The sequence below is a fragment of the Pseudomonas acericola (SeqCode) genome, from assembly GCF_053456465.1.
In genome coordinates, this window is sequence record NZ_JBRFJB010000003.1 from 559,208 (window position 1) to 572,333 (window position 13,126).

The 13,126-nt window shown below is 64.0% G+C and carries 7 protein-coding genes; all 7 read left to right on the top strand.

Going from position 1 to position 13,126, the window contains the following annotated elements:
* Positions 1-18: 18 nt before the first annotated feature.
* Complete coding sequence (treZ, locus tag ACU688_RS14635; RefSeq protein ID WP_448185309.1) at positions 19-1,764, top strand: malto-oligosyltrehalose trehalohydrolase; 1,746 nt, start codon at positions 19-21, stop codon at positions 1,762-1,764.
* A complete protein-coding gene (gene malQ / locus ACU688_RS14640; RefSeq protein WP_448185310.1) occupies positions 1,761-3,845 on the top strand; it encodes a 4-alpha-glucanotransferase in 2,085 nt (694 codons plus the stop codon). Before treZ ends, malQ begins: the two co-directional genes overlap by 4 nt.
* Positions 3,842-6,571 carry a malto-oligosyltrehalose synthase gene (locus ACU688_RS14645; protein ID WP_448185311.1) on the top strand — a complete coding sequence of 910 codons (2,730 nt, stop codon included), beginning with the start codon at positions 3,842-3,844 and terminating at the stop codon, positions 6,569-6,571. The genes malQ and ACU688_RS14645 overlap by 4 nt, the downstream gene beginning before the upstream one ends.
* A 24-nt stretch (positions 6,572-6,595) precedes the next feature.
* A complete protein-coding gene (locus ACU688_RS14650; protein ID WP_448185312.1) occupies positions 6,596-6,832 on the top strand; it encodes a DUF2934 domain-containing protein in 237 nt (78 codons plus the stop codon).
* Between the two features lie 233 nt (positions 6,833-7,065).
* The gene (glgX, locus tag ACU688_RS14655; protein WP_448185313.1) at positions 7,066-9,225 is read left to right on the top strand and encodes a glycogen debranching protein GlgX; all 2,160 of its coding nucleotides are present in this window, start codon (positions 7,066-7,068) and stop codon (positions 9,223-9,225) included.
* Between the two features lie 196 nt (positions 9,226-9,421).
* A complete protein-coding gene (locus ACU688_RS14660; RefSeq protein ID WP_448185314.1) occupies positions 9,422-10,183 on the top strand; it encodes a PIG-L deacetylase family protein in 762 nt (253 codons plus the stop codon).
* A gap of 246 nt (positions 10,184-10,429) precedes the next feature.
* Positions 10,430-12,991: an autotransporter family protein gene (locus ACU688_RS14665; protein WP_448185315.1), complete on the top strand. Its 2,562-nt coding sequence runs from the start codon at positions 10,430-10,432 to the stop codon at positions 12,989-12,991.
* The last annotated feature ends 135 nt before the right edge of the window (positions 12,992-13,126 follow it).

Consider the following 13,126-nt stretch of genomic DNA (forward strand, 5'->3'; position numbering starts at 1 on the left):
CCTGGGAGGTCTCTATAGATGCCGTCACGGACTCTGGAAACCTGGCCCCACGGCGCAATCATGCTGGACGCGCAACACACGCGTTTTGCCTTGTGGGCGCCAGATGCGTATTACGTCAGCGTTGAACTGGAAAACGGCAAGTCCATCGCCATGCTGCCCCAGGCAGAAGGCTGGTTTGAAAGCGAGATCGCCTGCGCGGCAGGCACCCGCTACCGCTTCAATATCGACGGGGAACGGGATGTCCCCGACCCCGCGTCCCGCGCCCAGGCCTCGGATGTACACGGCTGGAGCCTGGTGGTGGACCCGCTCGCCTACCCCTGGCGCCACAGCCAGTGGCAAGGCCGGCCGTGGCATGAAGCGGTGATCTACGAGCTGCATGTCGGCGCGCTGGGCGGCTACGCCGGCGTGGAGCAACACCTGCCGCGCCTGGCCGAGCTGGGCGTAACGGCGATTGAATTGATGCCGCTCGCGCAATGCCCCGGCGAGCGCAACTGGGGCTACGACGGCGTCTTACCCTACGCGCCCCACGCCGCCTACGGCACGCCCGAGCAGCTCAAGCACCTGATCGACAGCGCCCACGAACACGGCCTGGCGGTGATCCTCGACGTGGTCTACAACCACTTCGGCCCCGATGGCAATTACCTCGGCCAATACGCCCAAGGCTTCTTTCGCGAAGACGTGCACACGCCGTGGGGCGCCGGCATCGACTTTGAACGCCGCGAAGTGCGTGACTTCTTCCTCGACAATGCGTTGATGTGGCTGCTGGAATACCGCTTCGACGGCCTGCGCCTGGACGCCGTGCATGCCATCGATAACCCGGACTTCCTGACAACCCTCGCCCGGCGTGTGCGCCAGCAAGTGGATATTGGCCGTCACGTCTGGCTGGTGCTGGAAAACGAATTCAACCAGGCCAACCTGCTGGAGCATGACTTCGACGCGCAGTGGAACGACGACGGCCACAACGCCCTGCACGTGTTGCTCACCGGCGAAACCGACGCCTACTACAGCGACTTCGCCCGCGACACCACGGCCAAACTGGCGCGCTGCCTGGGCGAAGGTTTTATCTACCAAGGCGAAACCACCCGCCACGGCCACACGCGCGGCGAACCCAGCGCGCACCTGCCGCCCAGCGCCTTTGTGTTGTTCTTGCAGAACCACGACCAGATCGGCAACCGCGCCCTTGGCGAACGCCTGCACCAACTCTGTTCGCCCCAGGCACTGCGCGCCGCGACCGCCTTGTTGCTGCTGTCGCCGATGATCCCGCTGCTGTTCATGGGCGATGAGGTCAACGCCCGCGAGCCGTTCCTGTTTTTCACCGACCACCACGGCGAACTGGCCGACGCCGTGCGCGAAGGCCGGCGCAACGAGTTTGCCGACTTCGCCGCGTTCCACGACCCGGCGCTGCGCGCACGCATTCCCGATCCGAACGCCCCGGCCACCTTTGCCCAATCGACCCCCACGTTTGCCGCCAGCGAACATAGCGATCTCTATCGCCACCTGCTCAGCCTGCGCCATCAGCACCTGATGCCGCACCTCCCCGGCAGCGTGGCGCTGGGCGCGCAGGTGCTGGCCGACGGCGCGGTCAGTGCGCGCTGGCGCCTGGGCAACGGCAGCCTGTTGCAGATCGACCTCAACCTCAGCGCCACCGCCCTCGATCATCCCGCCAGCACCCACCTGCTATTCGAAACGCCTGCGCACCAAGGCGCGCACCTGCCGCCCTACAGCGCACGCGTCACCCTATCCCCTGTTGGAGAGCACCCTTGAGCGAAGCGAACCTGGAAATCCTCGCCAGCCGAGCGGGCCTGGCCGTCGATTGGATCGACGCAAACGGCCGCCCGCAACGTGTACAACCTGACGCCCTGCGCGCCGTGCTCAAGGGCCTGGGCCACCCGGCCGACAGCGACGCCGAGATCGACGCCAGCCTGCTGCAACTGGAGCAGGTGCAACACGCCAAACACCTGCCGCCGCTGATGACCATCGACAGCGGCGCCGGCCTCGACCTGGCGCGCTACTTCGAGCCCGACACCCTGTGCCGGGTCAGCCTGGAAGACGGCGAAACCCTGGAGCTGCGCTTGGATGGCGACGCGGTGCTGCCCGGCGTCATCGCCCTCGGTTATCACCAGGTGCATATCGCCGACCAGACCTTCACCCTCGCCGTCGCCCCCACCCACTGCTACAGCGTGGCCGAAGCCGTCAACAGCGACCCTGCCCGCGCCTGGGGCCTCAGCGCCCAGCTCTATGCGCTGCGCCGCCTCGGCGATGGCGGTTTCGGCGACACCCTGGCCCTGGAACACCTGGCCCGCGCCGCCGCCGAACGCGGCGCCGACGCCCTGGCGATCAGCCCGATGCACGCGATGTTCAGCGCCGACACCACGCGCTACAGCCCGTATTCGCCGTCCAGCCGCTTGTTCCTCAACAGCCTGTACGCCTCGCCCGCCTGCATCCTCGGCGAGCGCGAAGTGCGCAATGCGATTGAAGCCATCGGCCTGAGCGAAGAGCTGCACCGCCTCGAACAACTCGACCTGATCGACTGGCCCGCCGCCGCCCAGGCCAAGCAACGCCTGCTGCGCGCGCTGTATGCAGACTTCCGCCACGGCGAGCACCCGCAACACGCCGACTTCCTCAGCTTCCGCCAGGCCGGCGGCGAAGCCCTGGAAAACCACTGCCGCTTCGAAGCCGTGCAAACCCTGCGCGCCGCCGCCGGCGAAGACCTCGACTGGCGCCACTGGCCCGAAGCATGGCGCACCCCGCAAAGCCCGGCACTTACGCAGTTCGCCGAGGAACATCGCGACGAAATCGGCTACTTCGCCTTCAGCCAGTGGCTGATCGCACGCAGCCTCGAACGCGCACAGCAAGCCGCCCGCGGCAGCGGCATGGGCGTCGGTCTGATCGCCGACCTCGCTGTGGGCGCCGACGGCGGTGGCAGCCAGGCCTGGAGCCGCCAGGATGAACTGCTCGCCAATCTCACTGTGGGCGCACCGCCCGACATCCTCAACCGCGCCGGCCAGGGCTGGGGCATTTCCGCGTTCTCCCCCGAAGGCCTCAAGCGCAACGGCTTCCGCGCCTTTATCGAGATGCTGCGGGCCAACTTCGCCCACGCCGGTGGCTTACGCATCGACCATGTGATGGGCCTGCAACGCCTGTGGGTGATCCCCATGGGTGCCTCGCCGCGTGAAGGCGCGTACTTGTATTACCCGGTGGACGATTTATTGCGCCTGCTGGCCCTGGAATCCCACCGCCACCAGGCCATCGTCCTCGGTGAAGACCTCGGCACCGTGCCCGACGGCCTGCGCGAAAAACTCAGCGGCCGCTCGATTCTCGGCATGCGCGTGCTGCTGTTCGAACAAGGCCACGACGGCCAGTTCAAACCCATCCTCGACTGGCCCGACAACGCCCTCGCCACCACCAGCACCCACGACTTGCCGACCCTCAACGGCTGGTGGCACAGCCGCGATATCGAGTGGAATATCGAGCTGGGCCTGATCGACGCGCCCACCGTGGAGCAATGGAGCGAACACCGCCTGCGCGAACGCCAGGCGCTGCGCCAGGCCTTGAGCCAGGACCCACAGAATTTCGTCGATGAAATCCGCAACGATACCGACCATATGATCGACGCCAGCGTGCGCTACCTCGGCCACACCAGGGCGCCGCTGGTATTGCTGCCGCTGGAAGATGCCCTCGGCGTGGAGGAACAAGCCAACCTGCCGGGCACCCTCGACACCCACCCGAATTGGCGCCGCCGCCTGGCGGGCGAAGCCTCCAGCCTGCTCGACAACGCCGGCGCCGCCCGCCGCCTGGAACTGTTGGCCGTGGCCCGCAACCAGGCCCACGAGCGTGACCGATGACAGACCTGCCGCTACGGGCCACCCAACGCCTGCAATTCCACGCCGGGTTTACCCTGGATGACGCGGTGCCGCTGGTGCCGTACTTCGCCGCGCTGGGCATCAGCCACCTGTATGCCTCGCCGCTGCTCAGTGCGCGCGCTGGCTCCATGCATGGCTACGACGTGGTCGACCCAACCCAGGTCAATCCAGAGCTGGGCGGTGAAGCAGCATTGCGCCGCCTGGTGACAGCGCTGCGGGCCCACGACATGGGGCTGATCCTCGATATCGTGTCCAACCATATGGCCGTCGGCGGCGCGGATAACCCGTGGTGGCTGGACCTGCTGGAATGGGGACGCTTGAGCCCCTACAGCGAATTCTTCGATATCCAGTGGCACTCGCCAGACCCACTGCTCAAGGGTCAGTTGCTCATGCCTTTTCTCGGCAGCGACTACGGCGAAGCCTTGCAGAGCGGCACCGTGACCCTGCAGTTTGATGCGGCTCACGGCGCGTTTTATGTCGCGCATTACGAGCATCGCTTCCCGATCTGCCCCCGGGATTACGCCGAGATCCTCGGCACCGGGGTATTGCTCAAGCCCATGGCCGAACGCTTCAGCGCCCTCGCCGATCAGGACGATGCCTACCACGAGGCCGCATGGCTCAAGCAGGCGTTGGCCGAGCGCGCCACTGACGCGGCGGTGCTGCACGCCATCGAGCAACAACTGGCGGCATTCGACTTCGCGCGCCTGCACCATTTGCTGGAGCAACAGGCCTACCGCCTGGCCAGCTGGCGCACCGCGGCGGACGACATCAACTGGCGGCGCTTCTTCGACGTCAATGAACTGGGCGGCCTGCGGGTCGAACGCAGCGCCGTGTTCGAAGCCACCCACGGCAAGATCTTCGAACTGATCAACGAAGGCTTGGTGGATGGCCTGCGCATCGACCATATCGACGGGCTCGCCGACCCACGGGGCTACTGCCGCAAGCTGCGCCGTCGCGTGGACGCCTTGGCGCCGGGGCGGCACTTGCCGATCTTTGTCGAGAAGATCCTCGGCGAAGGCGAAACGCTGCGTGAAGACTGGCAAGTGGACGGCACCACCGGCTACGAATTCATGAACCAGCTGTCGTTGCTGCAACATCACCCCGACGGCTTCGCCCCGCTGGCCGATCTGTGGAGCCGCCACAGCGAGCGCCCCTCGGCGTTTATCGAAGAAGCGCGACTGGCCCGCCAGCAAATCCTCAATGGCTCCCTCGGTGGCGACTTTGAAAGCGTCGCCCAGGCGCTGTTGCAAGTAGCCCGCGACGATGTGATGACCCGCGACTTGACCCTCGGCGCGATCCGGCGCGCCTTGCAGGAATTGATCGTGCACTTTCCGGTGTACCGCACCTATATCAGTGCCCGAGGCCGCAGCGCCGCCGATGACAAACTGTTCCAGCAGGCCATGGACGGTGCCCGCAGCACCTTGGGCGAAGGCGACTGGCCGGTGCTCGATCACCTGGCCAACTGGCTCGGCGGCCAGCCGTGGCGCGATCGCCCGGTGGGCCGTGAGCGCAAGATCCTCAAGCATGCCTGCGTGCGCTTTCAGCAACTGACCTCGCCCGCCGCCGCCAAGGCCGTGGAAGACACCGCGTTCTATCGCTCGGCAGTGCTGCTGTCGCGCAACGATGTGGGCTTCAGCACCGAGCAGTTCAGTGCGCCGCTGGCCGATTTCCATGCCGCCAACCAGCAACGCCTGCACAGCTTTCCCGACAACTTGCTGGCCACCGCCACCCATGACCACAAACGCGGCGAAGACAGCCGTGCGCGCCTGGCGGTGCTCAGCGAATGCGCGCCGTGGTACGTCGAACAGGTGGAGCATTGGCGCAGCCTAGCGGCGCCGTTGCGCAGTGACACCAGCCCTTCGGCGGGCGATGAGTTGATCCTCTATCAAGTGCTGTTGGGCAGCTGGCCGTTGGACGCAGACTTCGCCGACTATCCATCGCGCCTTTGGCAGTGGCAACAAAAAGCCCTGCGCGAAGCCAAGTTGCACAGCAGCTGGAGCGCGCCCAACGAGGCCTATGAGCAAGGCGTCGAAGCCTTCCTCACGCACTTGCTGCAAAGCGACGCCGGGCAGCCGCTGCGCACGGCCATCGGCGACGCCGCCGAGGTGATCGCCCGCGCCGGCGCGATCAACGGGCTGGCGCAATCCTTGCTTCGCATCACCGTGCCGGGTGTACCGGACCTGTACCAGGGCGCCGAGTTCTGGGACTTCAGCCTGGTGGACCCGGACAACCGTCGCCCGGTGGACTTCGACGCACGCCAACAGGCCCTGCACACCCCACCGGACATCGGCGAACTGTTGTCGCACTGGCGCGACGGGCGTATCAAACAAGCCGTGATCGCCCAGGCATTGGCCTTGCGCAAGGCCCATCCCGGGCTGTTTCGCAGCGGCCGCTACCTGCCGTTGCAAGTGCTGGGCAAACACGCCGCACACGTTGTTGCGTTCGCCCGTGAACATCAGGGCAAACACCTCGTGGTGGTGGTGCCGCGCTGGTCTCATCACTTGCTTGAAAACGGTGTGCAACCCCTGATCAATGCGCAGGTTTGGGGCGATACGCGGGTCGTACTACCGTTCGCCGCCACGGCACAAAAATGGAAGGGACTTTTCCACACAGGCGCAGTCACACCAAACAAGGAGCTGGCGCTAAGCACTGCCCTGGGGGATTTCCCGGTCAATGTCTTTATCAATCCTGATGATCAAGAAAGCTGAAAATTTTCTGTGAGGAGCATTGCGATGAGTACTGAAGACAAACGCATACGGGAACTGGCCCATCAGATCTGGGAGTCGGAAGGCAAACCCCACGGCCAGGACACGCGGCATTGGGAGATGGCGCGCAAGCTGGCGGAGGCGGAAGCGTTGACGCCGAGTAAGCCTAAGGCCAAGCCAAAAGCGCCGCCCAAGCCCAAGCCAGCAGCGGCCAAGCCTGCGGCCGAGAAAAAACCCAAGGCACCGCGCAAGCCCGCCGGCTAAACACCGATTCCCTGTGGGAGCGGGCTTTTTGTGGCGAGCAAGCTTGCTTGCGCTGGGGTGCGAAGCGCCCCCAAAAAGCCGGCTCCAGCTGCGCTGTCGGACGGGAGCAAGCTCCCTCGCCACAGCAAGCCCGCTCCCACAGGGGACGCATTTCAATCTAAATCCGATGTTGACCTGACCACTGTCAGCTAGGCCGCGTTCGCCTCGAGAAAACCCTTTTGCAGGAGCACCCCATGAGCAAACCCGACAAAACCCCGCCGACGCCCAAAGACGAGCCGTCGCGCATTCGTGAAGGTTTGCCCTTCCCCCTCGGCGCCACCTGGGATGGCCTGGGCGTCAATTTTGCGCTGTTCTCGGCCAACGCCACCAAGGTTGAACTGTGCCTGTTCGACGACACCGGCGAGGTCGAGCTGGAACGTATCGAGCTGCCTGAATACACCGACGAAACCTTCCACGGCTACCTGCCCGACGCCCACCCAGGGCTGATCTACGGCTACCGCGTGTACGGTGCGTATGACCCAGCCAACGGCCACCGCTTCAACCACCACAAATTACTCATCGACCCCTACGCCAAACAGCTGGTGGGCGAGCTGAAATGGTCCGAGGCGCTGTTCGGCTACACCATCGGCCACCCGGACGACGACCTCAGTTTCGACGAACGCGACAGCGCGCCTTTCGTGCCCAAGTGCAAGGTCATCGACCCGGCGCACACCTGGGGCAACGATCAACCGGTGCGCGTGCCGTGGGACCGCACGATCATCTATGAAACCCACCTGCGCGGCATCAGCATGCGCCACCCTTCGGTGGGCGAAGCGGTACGCGGCACCTGCGCCGGGCTGATGGAAGATGATGTGCTCAAGCACATCCGCCAGCTCGGCGTTTCATCGGTAGAACTGCTGCCCGTGCATGCCTTCGTCAATGACCAGCACCTGCTGCAAAAAGGCATGACCAACTATTGGGGCTACAACAGCATCGCGTTTTTCGCCCCCGACCCGCGTTACCTGGCCAGCGGCAAGATCGCCGAGTTCAAGGAAATGGTCGCGCACCTGCACGAGCAGAAACTCGAAGTGATCCTCGACGTGGTCTACAACCACACCGCCGAAGGCAACGAGCGCGGCCCTACCCTGTCCATGCGCGGTATCGACAACGCCTCGTACTACCGCTTGATGCCCGATGACAAGCGCTTCTACATCAACGATTCCGGCACCGGCAACACCCTGGACTTGAGCCACCCGTGCGTGCTGCAAATGGTCACCGACTCCCTGCGCTATTGGGCCAACGAGATGCACGTGGATGGTTTCCGCTTCGATCTGGCGACCATCCTCGGCCGTTACCGCGACGGCTTCGACGAGCGCCACAGCTTCCTCGTGGCCTGCCGCCAGGACCCGGTATTGCGCCAGCTCAAACTCATCGCCGAGCCCTGGGACTGCGGCCCTGGCGGCTATCAAGTCGGCAACTTCCCACCGGGCTGGGTGGAATGGAATGACCGTTTCCGCGACACCGTGCGCGCCTTCTGGAAAGGCGATGACGGCCAGCTGGCCGACTTTGCCGCGCGCATGACCGCCTCCGGCGAGATGTTCAACCATCGCGGGCGTCGCCCCTACAGTTCGGTGAATTTCATCACCGCCCACGACGGCTTCACCCTGCATGACCTGGTGTCGTACAACGACAAGCACAACGAAGCCAACGACGAGAACAACCAGGACGGCAGCAACAACAACCTGTCCTGGAACCACGGTGTCGAAGGCCCCACTGACGACCCGGCAATCAACGCGCTGCGCCTGCGCCAGATGCGCAACTTCTTCGCCACCCTGCTGCTCGCTCAAGGTACGCCGATGCTGGTGGCGGGTGACGAGTTCGCGCGCACCCAACACGGCAACAACAACGCCTACTGCCAGGACAGCGAAATCGGCTGGGTCAACTGGGACCTGGACGACGATGGCAAGGCCCTGCTCAAGTTCGTCAAGCGCTTGATCAAGCTGCGCCTGGCTTACCCGATCCTGCGGCGCGGGCGCTTCCTGGTGGGCGACTACAACGAAGACATCGGCGTCAAAGACGTCACCTGGCTCGCGCCGGACGGCAACGAAATGACCACCGAGCAATGGCACGACAGCCATGGCCGCTGCCTGGGCATGCTGATGGATGGCCGCGCCCAGGAAACCGGGATCCGCCGCCCCGGGGCCGACGCCACCTTGTTGCTGGTGGTGAATGCCCACCATGACATGGTCAATTTCCGCCTGCCGCCAGTGCCGGAAGGCGGCTTCTGGACCTGCATGGTCGATACCAACCAGCCCTCGGTACGTGGCCAGGAACGCTTTGATTTCAATCACGAGTACGCGGTCACCGGCCGTTCGCTGTTGCTGTTCGAGCTGCAATACGAGGACGAGGCGTGACCCAGCCACCAGGTCTGTAAAAAAACGACATTACAAGATGTAAAAGCGACGAATCCTTGACTATGCTGAGGACGCCTTGCTGGCAATCCAGGATTGGAGTGCCGCGCAATCACCACAGCGGAGCCTGTGGTGAATAAAAGAGCGTCGTCCCGTCAACGGGGTACGACCCGCATTCACCGACAAGGACGTGACACCCATGAAGCTTGCCTCGTTAAGCGAAGGCCGCCGTGGCCCGGCGCAAATCTGGAACAGTGCGCCGCAGCTGGCGCAAATCCCCGTGATCAATCCGAGCACGCTGGTGCCACCGGGCACCCGCGTGGTGGTGATTGCCCCGCACCCTGGCGATGAAGTGCTGGCCTGCGGCGGCTTGTTGCAACTGCTGAGCACCCTTGATCACCCGCTGCAACTGATCTCGGTCACTGATGGCAGCGCCAGCCATCCCGGCTCCCATGTGTGGCCGGCGGCCCGCTTGAGTGTGGTGCGCCCCCAGGAGAGCGTCGAGGCCCTGCGCCGCCTGGGCATGCCGCTGCACAGTTTGAAGTGGATTCGCGGCGGCTTCTGCGACAACGCCCTGGCTGCGCGCGAACAACCCTTGAGTCAATTTATCGCGCGCTACCTGCAACCAGGGGATGTGGTCTTCAGCACCTGGCGCAACGACGGCAACGACGACCATGACGTGGTCGGCCGCGCCAGCGCCAAAGCCTGCAGCCTGGTGGGCGCTCGCCACTACGAACTGCCCATCTGGGCGTGGCACTGGCCGGCGCGGGAAACCTCACTGATTCCCTGGCAGCGCGCGCGCAAGGTGCGCCTGGATACCTGGAGCGTGGCGCGCAAGCTGCACGCCACCCATGCCTACGCCAGCCAACTGGCCGGCGACCCCGAGATCGGCCTGGCGCCGATGCTCGCCCAGGTGTTGCTGGAGCGCATGCGCGAGCCCTATGAAATCGTTTTTGCCTAGGCGCCCACTCGTCTATACCTGTTATTTCTGACAGTGGCGGCAGGTGCAATCCACGACTAAGGTGCAAAAAACGCTGCACAGGTTCAGGTGCAGTCGAGAAACCCATGCCAACCCTTTGCATTGGCCGGTGTTTTTGAACAGGTAACCCGTCGTCCCTGATCCGTATCGCGCATAACGTTGTCATGGTCTGGGCCACACCGAATAACGTCGGTGTTGGAACAACTCCCCTCTTCACGAGGACCGGTCATGCGCGCACGGACACTCCCCACGCTGTACCTCGGGTTCGCCACCTCTGCAGTCCTGGTTGCATGGCCTCTCCTCGCCCCAGCAGCCTGCGTCGTCTCCGCCGGGCCCACGGGCCAGATCTTTACCTGCACCAGCGGCACCGACCCCGGCATTACCGCGCTTACCGGTGACAACCAGGTGCTGTTCCCCAGCGGCAATAGCCAGATCGCCGGCAACATAACGCTAGGCCCAGGCGGCGATCTGGTGCAGTTGGACGCCCAGGACACGGTCATCACCGGCAACATAAATATGGGCGACGGCCCCAATATCTTTCGCTTGAACAAAGGCACGGTCGACGGCGCTATAAACCTGGGTTTGGGGGCCGACGTCGTGCAAATCAGCGGCGGCCAGGCGGGGGCGGTCAGCCAAGGGGCTGGCGTTGACAGCTTTTCCATGAGCGGCGGCACAATTGCTTCGCTGGCCCAAGGCGACGGGCGCGATAAGTTCTTCATGAGTGGTGGCACGATCAAAGGTGCATTCGAAGACGGAGATGAGGCCCAGATGACCGGCGGTTCGATCCTCCGGGTGGATATGAAACTCGACAAAAACATCTTCGACATGAGTGGCGGGACCATCATCAATAACCTGGTGACCGGCTTTGATGACGACACCATTCTGATTTCAGGCACCGCTTTCATCGGCGGCAACGTCAGCACCAGTGGCGGTTCGGACATCATCACCGTCACCGGCGGCACCATCAACGGGCAAATTCTTGCGAGCACCGGCGCCGACCATTTCAGTTGGATCGGCGGTGGGCGAGTCAACGGGTTTATTCTGCTCGGCCCCGACAACGACACAGCGCTATTGCAGAACCTGAATGAAACCCTCCTTTCTTCCACGCCGCTGATTGACGGCGGCACGGGCAGCGACACGCTAACGTTCGACAACACCCAGGCCGCAACGCCGGGGCGCTATACCAGTTGGGAGCAGGTGACACTGGAAAATGCGTCCACCTTCAGACTCGGGGGCACCCTTGTGTTCGGTGACCCTGGCAGCCAGACCGGCGCAATGACGGTCAATGACAGCAGTACGTTGCTGGTGGATACCGGCGTGCTCAGCCCCTTCACCGCCGGCCAACTCGTGACGCTGAACAACAATGGCAACATCGACATGACAACCGGCAGCGCCATCGCCACCGATACCCTGACGGTCAATGGCAACTACAACGGCAACAACGGCAAACTCCGGCTCCAAAGCGAATTGGGTGCCGACGGTTCGCACAGCGACAAGTTGGTGATCAGCCAAGGCACCATCAGCGGTAGCACCAGCGTCACCGTCACCAACCTTGGCGGCGCGGGCGCGGCGACATTGCTGGACGGGATACAAGTGGTGCAAGCCACCAACGGCGCCAGCGGCAGCGCCGGGGCTTTTACGCTGGCCGGCCCGGTGTCTGCCGGGGCGTTTGACTATCGCTTGTTCAAGGGTGGAGTCACCGCTGGCACGGCCGAGAACTATTACTTGCGCTCCACCGTACCGGTCGCCCCACCGGACCCGGTGATTATCGTCCCGCTCCCGAGCCCCGGCCCTGACGAACCGCCGCTGCCGCCCAACCCGGGGATCACGCCGATTCCTATCTACCGCCCCGAAGTACCGATCTACGCTGCACTGTTTCCTGCCGCCCAGCAAATCGTCCAGCGCATGCTCAGCACTTACCACGAACGCATGGGTGAACAGAGCCAGCAACAGACCGACCCTCTACGCGCAGGTTGGGGCCGGGTGTACGGCAGCAACAGCCGGCAAAGCTTTGCGGGTACGGTCAGCCCCACGCTCAACAGCTCGATCAGCGGGTTTCAAGTGGGCACTGACCTGTTCACCCACCGCACTGACGACGACCAGGTTGTGCACGCCGGGTTCTTCGTCGGCCATAGTCGCTTGACGGGCGATGTCAAAGGTTTCAATGGTGGTTGGCAGGACAAGGACGCGGGCAGCACCACCCTGCGCGGCGACAGCCTGGGTGCGTATGTGACGTGGATTGGTGCCGACCAGGCCTATCTGGATATGGTGTTGATGGGCACGCGCCTCGACGGCCATAACGAGTCGGATCGTGGTGTAAAAATGAACACCCATGGGCACAACGTCTCGGCCTCGGCGGAAGTTGGCCGGCCGTTCCAGGTGACTGCCAAATGGGTCGTAGAGCCCCAGGCCCAATTGATCGTTGGCAAGACCAAACTGGACAGCCAGAACGACGGTATCTCCGACGTTGCGTACAAAGCCGACACTACCGTCACCACCCGCCTGGGCGTACGCCTGCGCGCTGACTACGAGGTCAATGGCATGCCGCTGCAACCCTATGCCCGCGCCAATGTCTGGCACACCCGGGGCGGCAAGAACACGGTGACGTTTGCCGATGTCACCGACATTGATACCGAGCAGAAATCCACCACCCTGGGCATCAGCCTCGGCGCCAACCTGACCGTGGCGCCGGGCGTCAGCCTTTACAGCGAAGTGGGCTTCAACCGCAACCTGGACAGCAACGCTTTCAATGGCCGCCAAGGCACGCTGGGGTTGCGCATTGCCTTCTAAAACCAACCCGATCCCTGTGGCGAGGGAGCTTGCTCCCGCTGGGTCGCGAAGCGGCCCCTGCTCTTTGCTTGACAAGCGGGGACTGCTGCGCAGTCCAGCGGGAGCAAGCTCCCTCGCCACGGGTTGCGGTCTTAT

Excerpts from the sequence above, each read along its gene's own strand:
- treZ (WP_448185309.1), top strand. The coding sequence starts at position 19 with ATGCCGTCACGGACTCTGGAAACCTGGCCCCACGGCGCAATCATGCTG.
- ACU688_RS14645 (WP_448185311.1), top strand. The coding sequence starts at position 3,842 with ATGACAGACCTGCCGCTACGGGCCACCCAACGCCTGCAATTCCACGCC.
- ACU688_RS14650 (WP_448185312.1), top strand. The coding sequence starts at position 6,596 with ATGAGTACTGAAGACAAACGCATACGGGAACTGGCCCATCAGATCTGG.
- glgX (WP_448185313.1), top strand. The coding sequence starts at position 7,066 with ATGAGCAAACCCGACAAAACCCCGCCGACGCCCAAAGACGAGCCGTCG.
- ACU688_RS14660 (WP_448185314.1), top strand. The coding sequence starts at position 9,422 with ATGAAGCTTGCCTCGTTAAGCGAAGGCCGCCGTGGCCCGGCGCAAATC.
- ACU688_RS14665 (WP_448185315.1), top strand. The coding sequence starts at position 10,430 with ATGCGCGCACGGACACTCCCCACGCTGTACCTCGGGTTCGCCACCTCT.